We start from the raw sequence: 16,237 nt of genomic DNA on the forward strand, positions 1-16,237 counted from the left end.
TGAAAACTATGAACACCAAGGTATTACAAATAGGGCAAATAAATTTTCGTGGCAATGTTATAGATCATGGATGGTTTAAAACACTTACATTAGATAATGGTAAACCTAATATTGTTGCAATTACTATCTTAGGAGAAATTGTTTATTGGTATAAACCTACTGAAGTAAGAAGTGAAGAATCTAGTCAAGTTCAATATAAGCAAAAGTTTAAGGCAGACACGCTTCAAAAGAGCTATCAACAATTAGCCGATTCATTTGGATTTACAAAAAGACAAGTAAAAGAAGCGTGTGACTTTCTGAAAGAACGTGGACTTATAAAAATTGAGTTTAGGACGATTCTTGTTAACGGAACTAGGTGTAATAACGTTATGTATGTTGAACCTGTACCTGAAATGGTTCAGAAAATATCCATTATGTATTGGGGAAATGGTAACCCTCCTACACTGAAAAGTAATAGCCCTGTTACTTTAGAAAGCAAGAGGGTCTTACATTCTAAAGCAATACCCTTCTACGATAAAACGGAAGAGTCTCTTACACTAGAACGTAAGACAAATACAGAGATTACTACAAATATTACTACAAATATAAATGATGATGATGCTACTTCAACTCAGAAATTAATTGATCAAGAATTTAAAATTAGTTACAATTTTTTACTTGAAAAGGGAATTCCTTTAAGTGAAATTGCAATTCAAGAATTAGGTGGGTTTTGCGATAGATTCGGTAATGAATTAGTTATTCACGCTGTTAATAAAGCAATTGATGAAAATGTACCAAAGTGGAGATATATCCGCAGTATTTTAAGTAGTTGGGAAAAGGAAAAAGTAAAAACATTAAATGATGTTGCTGCTTTAGATACTCGATTTGAAATGAGTAAGAAAAACAACAAACGTACTGGTAAAGGTTATTCCAAACGAACGGAAGTTGTACCGGATTGGTTACGCAAACAAGAAGAACAAGAGCCAATACAGCAGCCACAGCAAACTCAAAGCGATGATTTTGAAAATAATAAGAAACGTTTGGATGAGATTCTAAATAAATATAAAAATACTAAAGGGGAGTAAGATATGAAAAACACAGGTGTTGCAAGAAAAGTGGACGAGCTAGGTCGTGTAGTAATTCCAGTAGAGTTACGCAGAACTTTAGGTATTACCGAAGGAACGGCACTAGATTTTCATATCGATGGTGAAAACATCGTTTTAAGAAAACATGAAAAGTCATGCTTTGTAACGGGTGAAGTTTCTGAAAATAACATAGAGTTGCTAGGTGGACGAATGTTTTTAAGCAAGGAAGGGGTAATTGAATTACTGGATCTTATTCAGAAGAGTGGGATGGCACATGCCTAAGCAACTAAACATTTTCGATGTAGAGCCAGCAATTTGTGAGTTCGATGTAATGAAGGCAAATGTGAAGAGAGGAACTGGACGCACTAAATACGCTGACGTACGCGTCCAAGTTCCAACGAATGCAAAGTGTACGGATGAATTACCACGCACAACTAAGCAAGATGATCGTTATGACATCTTTGAACAATATGTAATGGCAATTTGGAGATTTCAACGGGCTGTAGATAAGTTTTTTAATTGGGATACAGCTGAAGAATTGTGTAAGGCAGCAAGGGATAAAAAAGAAATAATTCCGGTAAGGGTTTATTTAGGAAGTGGATTTAAACCTGATGTTGTCGAGTACATGCGGTAGTAAAAAGGAGAGGGACATATGAAAAAAATAGAAATTGATGTTAGCAGCAACAAACTTTTAATAGTGAAGGACGGAAATGTAACAGCAGTAAATCCGCCAATGAGTGGATTCGGAGAACAAGTGGCGGTTTGGATAAACGGTAAAGTTGATCGTGTAGATACTAAGTTTACTGAAAAGATAAAATAATCAATTTTAGAAAGTAGGTTCGCTTATGAGTGTAGCAAGAAATCATAAAGCGATGAAGGAATCACGGTTAAAAATATACATCGCTTTAGAAGAAGCTAACTTCATTTGGGATGAAAGAGATGTAGTACGTTTTCGTGAAATGTGGAGTCAAGGTATGAGTTTGCCGAAGATGGCAAAAGCGTTAAGGAGACACCAAGCGGAAGTTGCGCTTCTTGTAATAGATCAAGCTGATAAGTATTTAATTGAAAATCGTCCAATAGGATTAGGGATTTGCTAAATAGGAAGGGGAAAATAAAATGAACGTTATGGAAAACGGTGTATATGAAACAACTAAATTAGTTAGTGAATCAAAGGAAGGACAAGCTGTAATGAATATCAATCATATTAGTGAATTAGATCAATATCAAGAAGCGGCATTACGTACATGGAATACAAATAACGATTTTGGTGGACGTGTTTTAAATGCAGCATTAGGTCTTACGGGAGAAGCTGGTGAGGTTGCTGATGTTGTAAAAAAAGCAATTTTTCATGGTCATGGATTTGATCCAGCTCATTGTCCAGGAGAAGAAGAAGGAAATACACATAAAATCGCTTTAGAGCTAGGGGACATCTTGTACTACATTTCAATCATGTCTCATGAAATGGGATATACCCTAGAAGATATTGCTCAAATGAATATATCTAAATTAGCAACGAGATACCCAGACGGATTTAGCCGAGAAGCTAGTCAAAATCGTGTAGATATGAAATGAAAATTGTAATAAAAAAGAGCCGTGAGTGGAAAGGCTCATAGCTCTTTTTTATAAGGGTAATGATTTTATATATAAATATTATCATATAATCCCAAAAAATTCAATGTTAGTCAATTAATTGGTATAAAATTTGAATTTTATTAAAAAAAGGGGAATGAGATATGGATAAGCAAGAGCGTATCAAAATCGTGAATAAAATCATTTGTGAAATTGCAAATAGAGGGCGCAGATTATTTTCTTATGCTGAAAAGAATCGCATATCATATTTTGCAAGCACTGAAGGGCAGCGGATTTATTACGTCGATAGATACACAGAAGCAAAGATTCCACTTTTTAAAGGTTCTCGAAAATTGCAGGAGCGATATTACACACGCTTTTGTGAAGGTGATTCTTTACTAGGGCTAGTTATGGAATTTAAGGATTTCATATTTGGGAAAGAAATCGAAAAAAGTTATTTAAAGTGGACCCATGAGTATTGGGGGTATCCAAAGGAAGACATGGATGCGATAGTTACATTTGCTAAAGAATTAGGGTATTTAAAATCTTAACAAAAGCGTTATTTTATAGTGATGCAAAAAGAGTACATATCGAATATGTACTCTTGAAAAAAGGAAGTGTATATAAGTAATGAAACACTATACTACAACATATGCTTGTCTCATTTAAAAGTGCAAGAAATATAACAAAATCTTTATTTTATCAATTTATAGGTTGATACAGTTCCCCAAACGAAAAGAACCAAGTAAAAAAGTCTTTGTAATAGACCTGCAGGTAAGGGGAAAAGAAAAACAAGTGCGATAAGGATAGTTATTACTATTAAGCTTAGTAAACAGAAATATGTCCATTTTCTAGTTTTTTTTAGATTCTTAGCAAAAATAAATAGTCCTGGAAATACCGTAAGCATGCCTATCCAAACTAGAATGGAATGTCCAATTAGGTTTACATCTGCAGGAATTAATCCTGAAACTATAGTAGAGATTCCTATTATAAGTATAAAAAATGTTGCTATTCTATTAATTCTTGTTTTTTCTAGATGTTGTGAAATATATAGTACTCCAATACAAAATGTTATTCCATTAACAATAAAGAGTATATTCATCCCAAAATGATTAGGGGAGCATATTTCATACGGAGCTATTTCGTAGGTGAATTCTCCGCAGGTTGTTACACCTAGATCACTCATTGCGTGATGCAAATAGTTATAAGGTGCTGTAGAAGTGAAAATAAAGAAAGGTTCAATTAAAAAGTATAGACAAGTTGCAATCCAGCTAAATAAGCCAATCTTATTTGATATATACATTAGATACCTCCTTTGAAAAAAAGTATATTTCCATTATAGGTGGTTACATCATCAAAAGTAAAAATTTTCAAGTTGAAAGTCGATAACTCTGTTCAATAATATAGGATTTTCTAGAAAAATGTGTTTAGCGGAAAGACGTATAAAAAATGGATGGGGCAGAACCTAACAAAATCGTTATTTGATTAAAAGAAAAAAAAACAACATGTTGATATGTGCTCTAAGATAATCATTTTAATATCTATTCAAGTGTTTCTTTTGCATCAGGTGTATCAAATTTATCAGTCAATTTAAAGATTGCTTCTAAAAGAATTGTAGATAAAATCGAAAAGATTAATACAGCATGTGGTGATAATTGCACTGCTGTTAAATTAAGTTTTGCTAGCCAAAAATATCCGACATACATTGTCAGGAAAGTACTAACAATTGAAATTGTAAATCCTAAGAAACCTAATTCTTTTAACTTTTCTTCAGATAATTTAAATACGCGTAATACGAAAGAGAAGATAATCCCAACTATGAAAAATCCAATACATAAGGTCAATAGTGACATTATATTTTGGTATTCAACGTCATCAGGCATCCATGGCTTCATTCCAACAATTATGGCTGTAGGGAGCACGATAGGTATTAATAGTGGCGATACTATTAGAAAAATTGCCAATAGTCTATTGCTATTGTTTTTTTCATTGTTGTTTTGATTATTCATAAAGCCTCCAAAAATAATTTTAAAATAAATATCCTAGTGGATTTTAGCACAAAAGTATTATTAAGGCCACAGTTAAAAAAAGTGAATTTAAACAAAAACGCTATAAAAAAATCAAGTCAGAAATAAATATCTGACTTGATTTGAAATTAAAAATATAAACCTTTGCCCACTGGCTGAACAGTTTCTAGCACAGTATCAACCATTTCTTCATTAATTAGGGTTCTTATAATCCAAGCTGAGAGGTCTTGTGCAGCAAAGCAACCTGCAGCAGTCGAAATATTGCCTTCGTTTACAAAACTTTGTTCAATAACGTCTACATCAAATTCTTTAAGTTGTTCTACTACGGATGGATATGTAGTTGCTTTTTTGCCAGTTAATAATTTTTTAGCTCCTAGTAGTAGTGAACCAGAACACATAGAGCCTATTAATTGTTTTTGAGGATCTACATGAATGTTATTAAGATATTGTTGATTTTTATATAAACCTTGTATACCCTTACCACTTGCAAATATTACAGCGTCAGCAGAAGGGATATCGGATATGCTTCCTGTCATGGGTATACGTAAACCAGACATGGATACATGAGTTTTTTCTGTTCCTAATAGTTGGACCTCCCAATCAGCAATACCACCAACTAGACGTACACGATTTAATAAATCCCAGGGTAAAAAAACATCTATATCAGTGAAATTATCGAAACAGACTATTGAAATTTTCATTCTCTAACCCTCCGTAATCGAAATGTTGAAAACATTTAAATTATAGCACTTTCAAGTATGGTTAGTGAGGTTTAAGTTTTTCACAAACTATAGTAGATAGGAAAAAGTAGTATTGGATTGTAGAGAAAAATCACAAAAATTTCATTTTAAAGAAAAAAGAACAGTCAGCTTTTAATAACTGCTCTGCTCTAAGTTTGTGGATTGCTGGTTATTTTGAAGATTCACTTGTGCGCTTAGTTTGATTAGCAGGTCACGGTCTATAAGTAAGACATCGTTAGCATCAGCTAATTTACGGGCTGGTGCTGTGAAATAACTATTAGTTACTACCCATGCATGATTAGCGTTATAGTATCCTTTTGCTGCAGCTATTTCTTGAACTGATTGGATACTGACTTTATTTTTATAACGTTTTGCTTGAACAATAATTTTTTCACCATTGTTTTCTAAAATTAGGTCGGCCCCAAAATCACCAGATCCTTTTGTAACTTCTGTGATGTATCCGAGGGATTGGTATAAGGAGCTTAAGTACTCTTCAAATTGTTGGCCATTCATTTTATCGATTTCATCAATACTTGACTGACGAAGTTCTTCCATACGTAGTTTATATACTCTTTCTCTTTCTTGCTTTATACGTAGAAGTGCTTCTTCGTTTTCGCGTTTTAAACGCATATGCCATGGTACAAAGACGATTAAAAATATAAAACCTGTTAATAAAAATGTTTCAATCATAGTAAATACTCCTTAAGTAGTATAAATGTATATAACAGTTAAATTATATATAAAAAGTATCATATGAAAAATAAAAAATGTATTTAAAAAGTTTAAAAGACAACAAAATAATCCTTTGAATAGAAAGTGAGGTTAGCAGAATGAAAGCTTTGAAGAAAAGAAAAGTAAGAAAAGCAATTGCTCGTCGCACAAAAGAAGTGAAGAAGTATCAAGTTAATAAAGCTTGGAGAAACATTTTTGTACAAGCTGGCATTTTAAAGTAAAGCAAACAGAATATAGTCCGGCTAGAAAACTAGAGGACACCAATTCATTAAAGCAGCAATTAAAGCTGTTTTAGGAATAGGTGTCCTTTTTATTTTGAAAAGGGAGATGGGGAAATATGAAGGCACTAAAAGCCCGATTACGCGAATGGAAAAAGCAATCCAAGCAAGGAAAGAAGAAAAACAAGAAAAAACACAAAGAGAAATTAAGTACTCGTGAAATTGAGGATTTAATGGGGATGCATAGATCTTGTTATGAACGAAGACGCGGAGCAATAAGACAAAAGTAATTTAAAAATAAAAAGGAGTGGTCTTACATGAATAAACAATTATCTTTCTTACCAAAAATTGATAGAGTAGCAACGCAGAAAAAATTAGAAGGTGTTCTCGAAAATGTACGTTTATATAGACAGTTTGGAATGATGCGTGAAGAAATGAAAGTCACTCCTTCTTATGTAATTAGATATCACGGGCCTACAAATGATGTAGGGAAGCCACTAGAAGATATAGCGATGGCTAATATTCAACAAAGTAAAAGAGAAGAGTGGATTAAGCAAACATCATTTCGTATTGACCAGTTTCTTAGTCGTTTGGGTAATGGACGTGCAGGAAAGGATCAAAGAGACATCATCATTAAGCGTTATTTAGAAGATGAAGATGTATGTGATTATATGGTATATAACGAAATCGGCATGAGCGAGCGTACTTATCGACGTGTTAAGGCTAGAGTATTTTATAAACTTGCTTTTGCTCTTAGATTAGAAGTTTACGAGACAGAAGAAACTGGAGGTAATGAATAATGAATTTTGTTCAGCCAATACGTGATCCAGAGCAAATACAACAAATTAAAGAGTATTTAAGGAAAAAGAGTGAACGGAATTATATTTTGTTTGTAATTGGAATCAATACAGGTCTACGTATTAGTGACATTCTAAAGCTAAAGGTTGGAGATTTAAAGGGAAGTCATATCTCAATGCGTGAAATGAAGACGGGTAAACAGAAACGTATTCAAATTACTGCAGCATTAAGAAGAGAGTTAAAATGGTACATCGAAGATATGGAAAATTATGAGTATCTCATCAAGAGCAGACAAGGAAAAAATCGACCAATCGGAAGAAGCATGGCATATAAAATACTTAGCGGTACAGCAGCGGAGTTTGGATTAGATGAGATTGGTACACATACATTACGTAAGACATTCGGTTATCATATGTACATGCAGACAAAGAATATAGCTTTGCTAATGGAGATATTCAATCATTCGAGTGAACGAGTAACATTACGTTATATAGGAGTAAACCAAGATGCAATGGATAAAGCAATGACTAGGTTTAGAATCTAATTGTAGTTTTTTATATAAATAAGGATTTGGCATAGATGAGGCTAGTTTTTGACTTAGTAGTCCAGCAAATAACTGTAATTCATAAGATACAGAAATAAATGTAAAAAACAACATATTTTCTGAATATTCTTAAGGGAGAATAATGTTTTTTCATTTTATCGCTATAGTTTTTGGAGTTTGATAGTGTAGGATGTTATTCCGACTGTCGCAGTTTGCTAATAATTCATTTACCTTACATAAATGTAATACAAATGAAAGGTAAATGAATATGTGAAATTTTATAAAACAATTATTCTATATAAGGAGCAAATACGAATTAAAGAATCGGTATACGTATAGATGATTTACAGCAATTATCTTAACTAGTTTACCCACCTTTAAACAATAATTCTAAGGAGATTAAAAATGAGAAAAATTATTAACCTATGTATGATTGGAGCTCTCTTATTTGGTTTATACTTAGCGTTCACACCTAAGGAACCCAGAAATGGAATTTTGATGTTAGGAGATAAACAGGCTTTACAAGATATACGAAATGAAAACAAAAGTGAAATTAAGTCTATCGATTTATATAAAGTTAAAACAGCACAACATAATGGAGAATCAGTATTTATTATGGATCAAAAAACAGGTGAAGCCGTAATAAAAAAAGGAATATTACGAGAGGGAGAAAATCATTTTACACCGATTTCAGACCCAATAAAATCTATGCCTAAAATAACAAATGATAATGCTGTGTTATTTGCAGGTGAAAAAAATAAAGAACTAAAAAAATAGTAATTGCTGACAAGGAAATCCCGGTAAAATATGATAGTAATACTTGGTTTGGGCATTATCGTAACTCGAATTATGAACAATGTATTTTAATTGTCAATAATTCTACATTTACTCAAATTCCTGTACAAGAAACTTATATGGGAGTTTTTGAACTTAACAAAGTTTATGGAAATAATCATGGAGTTGTTGATACCGAGGATAAAAAATCAGTACAAGTGGAGAACGCATTTCAAAAGCTTATTGAGAGTAAAAAAGATAATTCACAGTTTTTAGAAGGGCTATCAATTATAAAACAATAATAAGCCTATAAAAAAGGTGCTAATTAAATTGGATATTAACTAGAAAATAATATATATTACGGAGGATTCATATGGCTGGCGTTATAGGACATACAGTAGTTACTGCAACTGCAGGATTAGTATATAAAAAACATTTAAATATCACAACTTTATTTTTTGGTATGGCGATTCCAGATGCTATAAGCATGTTCATTGGAAAGGTGCCGCTTATACCAGGAGGCGCGGTAGATGAGAGTTTCATAGGTGGACTAGCTTGCGCTGTAGTATTGACATTACTAATTATGATAGGTCTTAAAACAATACCTAGATTAATGAAATTGTTTACTTATAAACAGAGCTCTTCATTAAAAATTATTTTTATTTCTGCTTTAATAGGTACAGAATTACATGTATTGATGGACCTTATTGCCATAAACGGATGGCTGAATGGGACCATATTATCATAGTCTTATTTTAATAAAATATATAATTTTGAAAGACCACTTCTTTTATTATAGGAAGTGGTTTTTTATGTTGAGGATGTATTCTCATAAATAACTGTAAAAGGTGTAAATTTCATTATGGGGTTTCTCAAAAATTTAGCTTAATAGGTATTTTGTGATATCTATTTTATACAGTTATCCATTTATATTTTGTTGTGTAACCCAAAAGAGAAAGTGTTATGAAGCTATGAATATCAAGGACTGTAGCGTTAGACTTAGTTACACAAAATATAAGATATGGGTAAGTAGTTTGTATAATGTTATAATTAAATATAATTATGGAGGGATAAGAATGAAGAAAAAGAATAATAATTTTGCGGATTTTGATAGACTTAAGAAAGAATGCTTTTTAAAGGAATGCTTCCATCAAGATGAAAATTGTAGTGATAGAATAATAAAAGCACACTCTATACAAAATAATAAAATTTTAAACAAAATATCCGAAAATGGAGAAGTGCTAATGATTGACGATGGAAATGATAACTCCATATTTTTTAAGACATCAATGCAACGAAAAGGAAGAAAAATAGCAACAACTTTTACAGGTTTTTGTGGTGGGCATGATAAGAATTTGTTTGCGCCTATCGAGGATAAAGATTATCAAATAGGGAATAAGGAACAAGAATTTCTGTTTGCATATAGAGCTTTGGCAAAAGAATACCATACTAAGATGACTACAGGGGATATGACTAGAAAAATGAAGCAGTACACCAAAGCTGGAGAGTATCATAAATTAAGTAATACATTCGATGAAAATAACAAGCCGGATATAGAACAGATTAAATTAATAGCTGAATATATTACTGGAACTTTGATAGGACATGAGGAGTCAGAAGCTAGATTGCAAATTTTTAGGGAAAGGATGAATAAAGCTGTAGATAATTCTAACTTTAGTGAGATTGTTACAGATGTAATAGAACTGGATGAAGAATATCATATAGCGGTCTCTTCTATTGCTTATATTGAAAGAGATTTGAATGATAAAGTGGTAAATGAGTTAAAGGATCTTAACGCACAATTGGCGCCGTTGTTCGTTACAATATTTCCACAGGGTGGAAAAACCTATATTTTATTAAGTTATTTTGAAAGAAATAAAAGAAAATATAAATTTATAAGGGAGCAAATTCTTAGTCAAAGTATTAAAATGCAAAAGGTTATAATCTCGAACTTAATAGTAGCATACTTTGAGAACTGGGCTGTTTCACCAATAAGATGGAATAAATTAAGTAACAAAATGCAATCAAAAATCCATAAATATTATGCTAAAACCATTTCAGCAGGTAATGACGAAAGATTATTGTTATACGATAAAAATATGAATGTATTTTTGTGATATTTTGTATTAATAGTACAGTGTTATTTATGTGGCAGAGTCGTGACCGCTTTTTGGCAGTAAATGTGTCGGTTGTTTTGCAATTAACATGATATATTTGTAGAGTGAGTAGTGGCGGAAAACATTGCTCATAAAGATTCCTTTATAATCTATATGTTGTCTAAACGGTATCATAATGACGGCAAATAAAATCCGAAACCAGCAGATGGTAATGATTGAATGCTACCGTTATTAGGAAGAGCTTTTGCTCTTCTTCCAGTTACTTAATATTTTTGGAACAGATGAATGTAGCAACATTAGGGTGATTGGAAGAAGAATAAAACTTCATTTACCGTAATTAGAGTACAAATTAATACTTAATGAAAAAGCATCCATTCGGGTGCTTTTTATTTTGGTGAGAGAAAGTTTTTTATAGTGGAAAAATGTAAAATACATTCATTTAAATTTTAAGGGGAAATATTATAAATAATTTAAGATACTATAGAGGTTATGTTAAGTAAACAGATTATTAAAACTAAAAAAGCCAGCTAATGGTAGGTGGCTTTTTAGTGAAAGTATAATCATATTAGAGGTTCTTTATTTTTGAAATATCTATTATTACGATTTAATAATTGGTAGGATGAATTTAATAAAATCATCATATTTCTCTTGAGTTGCTTGTTTGTTTTCATTTGTTTTTTTCTTGCTTTTTTGCAGAATTTTAATGTTTGCAGTATCAAGTGAATATTCTAGATGTACAGTTGCGAATCCAGAAGGGAGTGTCTTTTGAATTTTTAAGTATTCAATGGCTTTTCGATTTAATAAAACAGGTAGATTGAGCCAATAAAGATTGTTGGTTGATATACATTTATCACCGTTGTCCATAATCTTTATTTCTGCATAATTCAAGTCCTTTTCATGTCTTGAATTACGAAACTTTATTCCAACTACATCTCCTAACTCACTATCATTTAGTGTTGATGCAATTATTGACATAACACCGTTAGAAATATAATCTTTTGGTGCTATATCATTATTTTGGGGGACAGAATATTTTTGACAGATAACCTTGGTGAAATTTTCGATTTCTGTTGTAAATTCGGATAATTTTTCATTCACAATATTCCTTTTATTAACTAATAGGAGCTCTTCTAAATCAAAAAGCTTATTTTTAAATTTACTAAATGGTGTGTATTTAATTTCTGGATTAAAGTGATCTAAAAAAGTTAGAGTATTTTTAATTCTTCCAGACATTGTACTGAATTCTGGAGATTCCTTTACAATATTGTCAACGTCACGCAAGCGAATGTGTAATAGTTCATTGATAAAATCAATATCTATAATTGTAGGGAAAATAATTTGTTTGGACTCATTTCTTTTAGATGCTGTATTTAGTACTTTTGTATCTAATAAAAGTAGTCTAATAAGCTCTATTTGTTCATCTTCGATCTTTCTATATCCACAAATAATAAAGTCTTCATGAGTATCTGAATTATCTATGTTACTGAGAATTTTTGGTTGCTTGGGTATATTCCATGATTGAAATAATTGTTGAGAAAAATTGGATTGGTTTAAATTAAATGAGCTTGTATCAAGTTTGAATAAATATGAATTTAAAAGCGAATCCTCTAATAATGAAAAGAGTATATCATCTAGATTAGATTCATTAATAATATTATGCTCTATACCATAAATTAAAGTCTTAATTATATAATCGGATATAGATTCATTGCTGTTTTGGTCATTATTATTTTCTTGACGTAATGCATTGTAGACTTGATTAAATTCGGGAAAAACATTATAAAATTTAAGTTTTTGTAGCATTGTTTTCTTTTGGAAATAAGGGTGAAAAAGGGATAATTTTTCGCTTAATGTTAATTTTGATTTAGACATGTTATCTTCCTTTCAAAAGGTGATGAGAATCAGAATGTGCGTAGTATTAAGAATTTTTCTTTTCTAGGAGAGTTTTCAATTAAAAGTATTTGTCAGAAGTCTAAAACGATCTCTGTTGGCACTGTATTTCAAATAGATAATCATATTTATTCTGTAGGAAACGTTATTATAAAGTGTGATAAGACACTTTTATTAGAAGTTTATGAATCACCTCCAAAAAAGAGAAAACTCTCTTGAAAAATAAGAAATTCGACAATTATTTCCTTTTTTCCTGCTGAGATTTAATAATTATTGAATAAATTGATTAATAATAAAAAAATAATACGAGTATGTCATTTTATATTGAGATAAAAAGCACTAATTTTAATGATTCGTATTATTTAAAGGGAGGAAGTAAAAATGGAATATAAGATTAATGAAGCTGTAGAGAGCTTATATGAACCAGCGAAAGAATGTGTAATCGCAATGCAAGCTGCATCAGTATCTATGATACAACGTAGATTCCGAATTGGGTACGTAACTGCAAATAAGATTATTGATCGTCTTGAAGAAAATGGGATTATTGGACCATACGAAGGAAGTAAGCCAAGGAAAATTTTAATTAATGAATAGCACCCATTCGGGTGCTTTTTATTTTGGAGGGATGAAGGATGGCTAATAACAAATTAAAAATTAATATTGATGCTGATACAACTGAAGCATTAAAACAAATGAGGGAAGTTACTGAGGCTGCTAATGAATGCGTGTCTGCATTGGAGAAGTTGGAGAGGTTAACTGATAAATTTTCTGGTTTCCCTCGAACAAAGATTAATGTTAATGCTGAAATGGATGGACGTACTATAACAAACATCAGGTGTTAAATTGTGATTAAGCCAATAGCAATTGTCGTAGGCGCTGTCGTGATCTGGGTGGCGTCTTGTTTGTTGTTAAGGAAAGATAAGGAGTGAGGATAATTGGACAGTGTTTTAAACGGTAAGATTACTGCACTTGGTCTTTTACCTGTTGATAAGAAAGCATATATCAAATACCTTAAGCCGCATGAGAAAGTAAATAAGAAGGCTGGTATTGACGTTAATCGATTCAAGTATTACAAATTGTACGGACAGGAACCTATGCTTTACTCGATAGAATATCTCACGCAAACGCCAATAAGAGATTTATTGGAAAGAGATAGAGAGAATCAAATACGTTGGGTAAAGACAGATGAATGAATACAAGACCAAACAACAGAAGCGTAAGTTCTATGACAGTGGTGAATGGAAGAGCATACGTGAACAAGTAAAGAAGAGAGACAACTATGAATGCCAAGAGTGTAAGCGCAATGGTAGTGTTCGTGTGGACACCAATGAATACAGTGAGAGTGCAAAGCGTAAGAAGATTCAGCTCGTTGTCCATCATATAAAAGAACTGGAACATCATCCTGAACTTGCATTAGAAATGGACAATCTAGAAACAGTCTGTGTGGATTGCCATAATAAAGAACATGGAAGAGTGTTTGTTAAGAAGGTAAATAAATGGCAAGACGATGAGAGGTGGTAATGAAGTTGAAGTACAAACTCGTAAAACATTCTTGTATTGATAGAACTTGTGGCTTTATCGAATCAGACTATAAAAATCCTGATGCAAGAAGATGTAAAAAGTGCGGTAAACAAACGAGTATGGAATATATAAAGAAAAGGAAAGAAAAATAAACCCCCCCTTAAAAAATTTCATCAAAAAATGCTCTAAGGGGCACCGGAGGAGGGGGTTAACTGTCAGGTTTTTTTCTATTTTACGCACGTAAGGGGGGTGGGTAGATGGCTGTTAGTATTGTGAGGTTAAAAGAACAGCTTATGAATAGTATTGATATTACAGATTTAGTCGAAGTTGAAAAGGTAGAAAGATATATTGATCTTGTAAAAGCATTTAGAAAAATAAATAAAACTATTAATAAAGAAGGCGAGTCCGTAACGATAAAAAACGGTTCTCAAGTTTTTGTTAAAGCCCACCCTCTTATAAGTGAGAGGAATAAAATTAACAGTTCATTAATTGCTTTGGGAAGAGATATAAAACTTTCTCCTAAAGTTGGTGCTTCTAATTCGGGTTACAGTCCAAGTGATTTAGTATGATTAGGCAAAAATATGTAGATGAATACAATGAACTTTATAGAAGTGGTAAAGTAAAGTTCAATAATGAAAGAGAACTGTTAATTGAATACCTGGAAAAATACGTTTTAAACAGAGACGACTTGTATTTTGATGATGAAATGATCGAGAAGTGTATCCGCTTTGGTGAAAAGTGGTACTTTCCATTACAATCATTTCAAAAATTCTTAATAGCATTCGTCTTTTTATTTTATAAGAAAAATGGCCGTGTATTTTATCGTAAATTCTTGTGGATGCTTGGCCGTGGCGGCGGTAAAAATGGTTTAATGACAGTTATTCTTCACTTTTTAATAAGCGAATTACATGGAATTTCTGAATATAACATTTCCGTTGTTGCAAACAGTGAAGAGCAAGCAAAAACAAGCCCAGATGAAATTCATAAATGTATTAAAAGAAATGAAGTTTTACAAAGAGCTTTTAAAACAACATTAACACAAACCATTTCGAAATCGACTGGAAGTGTAGTGAAGTTTAGAACATCAAACGGAGACACAAAAGATGGTCTTCGCGATGGCGCTGTAATGTTTGATGAAGTTCATCAATATGAAAGCAATAAAGATGTCCGTGTTCACATCAGTGGTTTGGGAAAAAAGAAAAATCCACGTGAGTTTTACATTGGTACAGATGGATATGTAAGAGATGGATTCTTAGATAAATTAAAAGAAAAGGCAATGAAAGTTTTAAAGGGTGAAGCCCGTCCGAATGCGCTGTTCCCTTTCATCTGTAAATTAAATGATGAAAAAGAAGTTGATGAAATCGATAATTGGGAAATGGCGAACCCAATGTTATCTCAGCCGTTAAGTGAGTATGCTGAAGGCTTACTTGAAACAATAAAAGAAGAGTATGAGGATTTAGAGGACGATCCAAGTAACCGAGAAGAGTTCATGACAAAGCGAATGAACTTACCTGTTACAAATTTAGAACGGTCCGTTGCAAAATGGTCAGAAATTCTTGCTACAAATCGTCCTTTTCCTGATTTATATGCTCAAGAATGCATAGGGGCGTTAGACTTTGCAAGTATTCGGGACTTTGCAGCATGTGGTCTTTTATTTAGACAAAATGGGGAATACATTTTTAAAACTCATTCCTTCGTACGAAAAGAATTTGTTGATATCTATTACGGATATTCTAAAAAAGCAGGCGAGTTCAAGAAACAAAAATTCGCTCCAATTAAAGAGTGGGAAGAGCAAGGATTACTAACAGTTGTTGATGAACCGACTATTAATCCTCAACACATTGTTGATTGGTTTGTAGAAATGCGAGAACAATATGGGATTAAAAAAATTATAGCGGATAACTTCCGTATGGAAGCAATAAGACCACTATTAGTAGCAGAAGGGTTTGAAATAGAAGTTATACGAAACCCAAAAGCAATTCATAGTTTGTTAGCTCCACGTATTGAAATGGCGTTTGCAAATAAACAAATTATTTTTGAGGATAATCCACTAATGCGTTGGTATACGCAAAATGTGTTGGTTGTTATCAAAGCTGATGGAAATAAAATATACGAAAAGAAAGAGCCTGTTCGTCGAAAAACAGATGGATTTCAGTGTTTTGTTCATGCTCTTTATCGGGCGGATGAGATACAAGAAGCTACTGATTTTGTTATAGGCAATATTAAATTCTAATAAAGGGGGT

General features: G+C 32.2%; 27 protein-coding genes. 22 read left to right on the forward strand and 5 right to left on the reverse strand.

Features of this window, described 5'->3' with window-relative positions:
• Positions 1–8: 8 nt before the first annotated feature.
• From HMPREF1014_RS12855 to HMPREF1014_RS12885, 7 genes are all read left to right on the forward strand, one after another.
• Entirely contained in the window at positions 9–1,064 is a 1,056-nt protein-coding gene (locus tag HMPREF1014_RS12855; RefSeq protein ID WP_001093546.1) for a DnaD domain-containing protein, read from the forward strand.
• A gap of 3 nt (positions 1,065–1,067) precedes the next feature.
• Positions 1,068–1,346 (forward strand): AbrB/MazE/SpoVT family DNA-binding domain-containing protein, encoded by a 279-nt coding sequence (locus HMPREF1014_RS12860; RefSeq protein ID WP_000799087.1) that lies wholly within the window; start codon positions 1,068–1,070, stop codon positions 1,344–1,346.
• The gene (locus HMPREF1014_RS12865) at positions 1,339–1,698 is read left to right on the forward strand and encodes a hypothetical protein (protein WP_001125962.1); all 360 of its coding nucleotides are present in this window, start codon (positions 1,339–1,341) and stop codon (positions 1,696–1,698) included. Before HMPREF1014_RS12860 ends, HMPREF1014_RS12865 begins: the two co-directional genes overlap by 8 nt.
• A gap of 18 nt (positions 1,699–1,716) precedes the next feature.
• On the forward strand, positions 1,717–1,884 hold the full coding sequence (locus tag HMPREF1014_RS12870) for a DUF3954 domain-containing protein (RefSeq protein ID WP_000717825.1): 168 nt from the start codon (positions 1,717–1,719) through the stop codon (positions 1,882–1,884).
• Between the two features lie 25 nt (positions 1,885–1,909).
• Positions 1,910–2,161, forward strand: coding sequence for a hypothetical protein (locus HMPREF1014_RS12875; RefSeq protein WP_000109500.1), 252 nt, complete (start codon positions 1,910–1,912; stop codon positions 2,159–2,161).
• A 19-nt stretch (positions 2,162–2,180) separates the two neighbouring features.
• On the forward strand, positions 2,181–2,636 hold the full coding sequence (locus HMPREF1014_RS12880; protein ID WP_001102014.1) for a nucleoside triphosphate pyrophosphohydrolase family protein: 456 nt from the start codon (positions 2,181–2,183) through the stop codon (positions 2,634–2,636).
• 161 nt (positions 2,637–2,797) lie between these two features.
• Positions 2,798–3,184, forward strand: coding sequence for a YoqU family phage-derived protein (locus HMPREF1014_RS12885; RefSeq protein WP_000360684.1), 387 nt, complete (start codon positions 2,798–2,800; stop codon positions 3,182–3,184).
• A gap of 143 nt (positions 3,185–3,327) precedes the next feature.
• Here HMPREF1014_RS12885 and HMPREF1014_RS12890 read toward each other — a convergent pair whose 3' ends face one another.
• The 4 genes from HMPREF1014_RS12890 to HMPREF1014_RS12905 all read right to left on the reverse strand — a co-directional run bounded on the left by HMPREF1014_RS12890 (position 3,328) and on the right by HMPREF1014_RS12905 (position 6,090).
• Positions 3,328–3,936 carry a DUF998 domain-containing protein gene (locus tag HMPREF1014_RS12890; protein WP_000275955.1) on the reverse strand — a complete coding sequence of 203 codons (609 nt, stop codon included), beginning with the start codon at positions 3,934–3,936 and terminating at the stop codon, positions 3,328–3,330.
• 238 nt (positions 3,937–4,174) lie between these two features.
• The gene (locus tag HMPREF1014_RS12895) at positions 4,175–4,642 is read right to left on the reverse strand and encodes a hypothetical protein (protein WP_001064726.1); all 468 of its coding nucleotides are present in this window, start codon (positions 4,640–4,642) and stop codon (positions 4,175–4,177) included.
• A 146-nt stretch (positions 4,643–4,788) separates the two neighbouring features.
• Positions 4,789–5,361, reverse strand: coding sequence for a DJ-1/PfpI family protein (locus tag HMPREF1014_RS12900; protein WP_000703252.1), 573 nt, complete (start codon positions 5,359–5,361; stop codon positions 4,789–4,791).
• A 171-nt stretch (positions 5,362–5,532) separates the two neighbouring features.
• Positions 5,533–6,090, reverse strand: a complete 558-nt coding sequence (locus HMPREF1014_RS12905; protein ID WP_000573252.1) for a restriction endonuclease — start codon at positions 6,088–6,090, stop codon at positions 5,533–5,535.
• A 140-nt stretch (positions 6,091–6,230) separates the two neighbouring features.
• On the opposite strand from HMPREF1014_RS12905, the gene HMPREF1014_RS12910 reads away from it, so the two are divergent.
• The 8 genes from HMPREF1014_RS12910 to HMPREF1014_RS29250 all read left to right on the forward strand — a co-directional run bounded on the left by HMPREF1014_RS12910 (position 6,231) and on the right by HMPREF1014_RS29250 (position 10,583).
• On the forward strand, positions 6,231–6,353 hold the full coding sequence (locus HMPREF1014_RS12910) for a DUF3983 domain-containing protein (protein WP_000645589.1): 123 nt from the start codon (positions 6,231–6,233) through the stop codon (positions 6,351–6,353).
• A gap of 116 nt (positions 6,354–6,469) precedes the next feature.
• Positions 6,470–6,640, forward strand: coding sequence for a hypothetical protein (locus HMPREF1014_RS31580; protein ID WP_000645526.1), 171 nt, complete (start codon positions 6,470–6,472; stop codon positions 6,638–6,640).
• Between the two features lie 27 nt (positions 6,641–6,667).
• Positions 6,668–7,150, forward strand: a complete 483-nt coding sequence (locus HMPREF1014_RS12920) for an ArpU family phage packaging/lysis transcriptional regulator (RefSeq protein WP_001041485.1) — start codon at positions 6,668–6,670, stop codon at positions 7,148–7,150.
• The gene (locus tag HMPREF1014_RS12925) at positions 7,150–7,692 is read left to right on the forward strand and encodes a site-specific integrase (RefSeq protein ID WP_001012144.1); all 543 of its coding nucleotides are present in this window, start codon (positions 7,150–7,152) and stop codon (positions 7,690–7,692) included. Before HMPREF1014_RS12920 ends, HMPREF1014_RS12925 begins: the two co-directional genes overlap by 1 nt.
• A gap of 405 nt (positions 7,693–8,097) precedes the next feature.
• Positions 8,098–8,469, forward strand: coding sequence for a lipoprotein BA_5634 family protein (locus tag HMPREF1014_RS32120; RefSeq protein WP_009326982.1), 372 nt, complete (start codon positions 8,098–8,100; stop codon positions 8,467–8,469).
• 17 nt (positions 8,470–8,486) lie between these two features.
• Positions 8,487–8,768, forward strand: coding sequence for a lipoprotein BA_5634 family protein (locus HMPREF1014_RS32125; protein WP_255344392.1), 282 nt, complete (start codon positions 8,487–8,489; stop codon positions 8,766–8,768).
• 71 nt (positions 8,769–8,839) lie between these two features.
• Positions 8,840–9,214: a hypothetical protein gene (locus HMPREF1014_RS12935; protein WP_000929329.1), complete on the forward strand. Its 375-nt coding sequence runs from the start codon at positions 8,840–8,842 to the stop codon at positions 9,212–9,214.
• A gap of 328 nt (positions 9,215–9,542) precedes the next feature.
• Positions 9,543–10,583: a hypothetical protein gene (locus HMPREF1014_RS29250; RefSeq protein WP_000728849.1), complete on the forward strand. Its 1,041-nt coding sequence runs from the start codon at positions 9,543–9,545 to the stop codon at positions 10,581–10,583.
• 597 nt (positions 10,584–11,180) lie between these two features.
• Here the strand turns inward: HMPREF1014_RS29250 and HMPREF1014_RS12945 are convergent.
• On the reverse strand, positions 11,181–12,455 hold the full coding sequence (locus tag HMPREF1014_RS12945; protein ID WP_000045623.1) for a hypothetical protein: 1,275 nt from the start codon (positions 12,453–12,455) through the stop codon (positions 11,181–11,183).
• Between the two features lie 399 nt (positions 12,456–12,854).
• Here HMPREF1014_RS12945 and HMPREF1014_RS12955 point away from each other — a divergent pair, with 399 nt between their 5' ends.
• The 7 genes from HMPREF1014_RS12955 (at position 12,855) to HMPREF1014_RS12980 (ending at position 16,227) form a co-directional block, all read left to right on the forward strand.
• A complete protein-coding gene (locus tag HMPREF1014_RS12955) occupies positions 12,855–13,067 on the forward strand; it encodes a DNA translocase FtsK (protein ID WP_000455856.1) in 213 nt (70 codons plus the stop codon).
• A gap of 38 nt (positions 13,068–13,105) precedes the next feature.
• Positions 13,106–13,315, forward strand: a complete 210-nt coding sequence (locus HMPREF1014_RS12960; protein ID WP_000002734.1) for a hypothetical protein — start codon at positions 13,106–13,108, stop codon at positions 13,313–13,315.
• A gap of 93 nt (positions 13,316–13,408) precedes the next feature.
• Entirely contained in the window at positions 13,409–13,666 is a 258-nt protein-coding gene (locus tag HMPREF1014_RS12965) for a hypothetical protein (protein WP_000378701.1), read from the forward strand.
• On the forward strand, positions 13,659–13,994 hold the full coding sequence (locus HMPREF1014_RS12970; protein WP_001008151.1) for an HNH endonuclease: 336 nt from the start codon (positions 13,659–13,661) through the stop codon (positions 13,992–13,994). Before HMPREF1014_RS12965 ends, HMPREF1014_RS12970 begins: the two co-directional genes overlap by 8 nt.
• 5 nt (positions 13,995–13,999) lie before the next feature.
• Positions 14,000–14,146, forward strand: coding sequence for a hypothetical protein (locus HMPREF1014_RS31260; RefSeq protein ID WP_157466023.1), 147 nt, complete (start codon positions 14,000–14,002; stop codon positions 14,144–14,146).
• A 105-nt stretch (positions 14,147–14,251) separates the two neighbouring features.
• A complete protein-coding gene (locus HMPREF1014_RS12975; RefSeq protein ID WP_000301142.1) occupies positions 14,252–14,563 on the forward strand; it encodes a P27 family phage terminase small subunit in 312 nt (103 codons plus the stop codon).
• A complete protein-coding gene (locus HMPREF1014_RS12980; RefSeq protein ID WP_000621036.1) occupies positions 14,560–16,227 on the forward strand; it encodes a terminase TerL endonuclease subunit in 1,668 nt (555 codons plus the stop codon). Before HMPREF1014_RS12975 ends, HMPREF1014_RS12980 begins: the two co-directional genes overlap by 4 nt.
• Positions 16,228–16,237 lie beyond the last annotated feature (10 nt).

The organism is Bacillus sp. 7_6_55CFAA_CT2 (assembly GCF_000238655.1).
GTDB classification, from domain to species: domain Bacteria; phylum Bacillota; class Bacilli; order Bacillales; family Bacillaceae_G; genus Bacillus_A; species Bacillus_A cereus.

Bases quoted from the DNA above. Each gene is read 5' to 3' on its own strand.
- HMPREF1014_RS12855 (WP_001093546.1), top strand. From the start codon at position 9: ATGAACACCAAGGTATTACAAATAGGGCAAATAAATTTTCGTGGCAAT.
- HMPREF1014_RS12860 (WP_000799087.1), top strand. From the start codon at position 1,068: ATGAAAAACACAGGTGTTGCAAGAAAAGTGGACGAGCTAGGTCGTGTA.
- HMPREF1014_RS12865 (WP_001125962.1), top strand. From the start codon at position 1,339: ATGCCTAAGCAACTAAACATTTTCGATGTAGAGCCAGCAATTTGTGAG.
- HMPREF1014_RS12870 (WP_000717825.1), top strand. From the start codon at position 1,717: ATGAAAAAAATAGAAATTGATGTTAGCAGCAACAAACTTTTAATAGTG.
- HMPREF1014_RS12875 (WP_000109500.1), top strand. From the start codon at position 1,910: ATGAGTGTAGCAAGAAATCATAAAGCGATGAAGGAATCACGGTTAAAA.
- HMPREF1014_RS12880 (WP_001102014.1), top strand. From the start codon at position 2,181: ATGAACGTTATGGAAAACGGTGTATATGAAACAACTAAATTAGTTAGT.
- HMPREF1014_RS12885 (WP_000360684.1), top strand. From the start codon at position 2,798: ATGGATAAGCAAGAGCGTATCAAAATCGTGAATAAAATCATTTGTGAA.
- HMPREF1014_RS12890 (WP_000275955.1), bottom strand. From the start codon at position 3,936: ATGTATATATCAAATAAGATTGGCTTATTTAGCTGGATTGCAACTTGT.
- HMPREF1014_RS12895 (WP_001064726.1), bottom strand. From the start codon at position 4,642: ATGAATAATCAAAACAACAATGAAAAAAACAATAGCAATAGACTATTG.
- HMPREF1014_RS12900 (WP_000703252.1), bottom strand. From the start codon at position 5,361: ATGAAAATTTCAATAGTCTGTTTCGATAATTTCACTGATATAGATGTT.
- HMPREF1014_RS12905 (WP_000573252.1), bottom strand. From the start codon at position 6,090: ATGATTGAAACATTTTTATTAACAGGTTTTATATTTTTAATCGTCTTT.
- HMPREF1014_RS12910 (WP_000645589.1), top strand. From the start codon at position 6,231: ATGAAAGCTTTGAAGAAAAGAAAAGTAAGAAAAGCAATTGCTCGTCGC.
- HMPREF1014_RS31580 (WP_000645526.1), top strand. From the start codon at position 6,470: ATGAAGGCACTAAAAGCCCGATTACGCGAATGGAAAAAGCAATCCAAG.
- HMPREF1014_RS12920 (WP_001041485.1), top strand. From the start codon at position 6,668: ATGAATAAACAATTATCTTTCTTACCAAAAATTGATAGAGTAGCAACG.
- HMPREF1014_RS12925 (WP_001012144.1), top strand. From the start codon at position 7,150: ATGAATTTTGTTCAGCCAATACGTGATCCAGAGCAAATACAACAAATT.
- HMPREF1014_RS32120 (WP_009326982.1), top strand. From the start codon at position 8,098: ATGAGAAAAATTATTAACCTATGTATGATTGGAGCTCTCTTATTTGGT.
- HMPREF1014_RS12935 (WP_000929329.1), top strand. From the start codon at position 8,840: ATGGCTGGCGTTATAGGACATACAGTAGTTACTGCAACTGCAGGATTA.
- HMPREF1014_RS29250 (WP_000728849.1), top strand. From the start codon at position 9,543: ATGAAGAAAAAGAATAATAATTTTGCGGATTTTGATAGACTTAAGAAA.
- HMPREF1014_RS12945 (WP_000045623.1), bottom strand. From the start codon at position 12,455: ATGTCTAAATCAAAATTAACATTAAGCGAAAAATTATCCCTTTTTCAC.
- HMPREF1014_RS12955 (WP_000455856.1), top strand. From the start codon at position 12,855: ATGGAATATAAGATTAATGAAGCTGTAGAGAGCTTATATGAACCAGCG.
- HMPREF1014_RS12960 (WP_000002734.1), top strand. From the start codon at position 13,106: ATGGCTAATAACAAATTAAAAATTAATATTGATGCTGATACAACTGAA.
- HMPREF1014_RS12970 (WP_001008151.1), top strand. From the start codon at position 13,659: ATGAATGAATACAAGACCAAACAACAGAAGCGTAAGTTCTATGACAGT.
- HMPREF1014_RS12975 (WP_000301142.1), top strand. From the start codon at position 14,252: ATGGCTGTTAGTATTGTGAGGTTAAAAGAACAGCTTATGAATAGTATT.
- HMPREF1014_RS12980 (WP_000621036.1), top strand. From the start codon at position 14,560: ATGATTAGGCAAAAATATGTAGATGAATACAATGAACTTTATAGAAGT.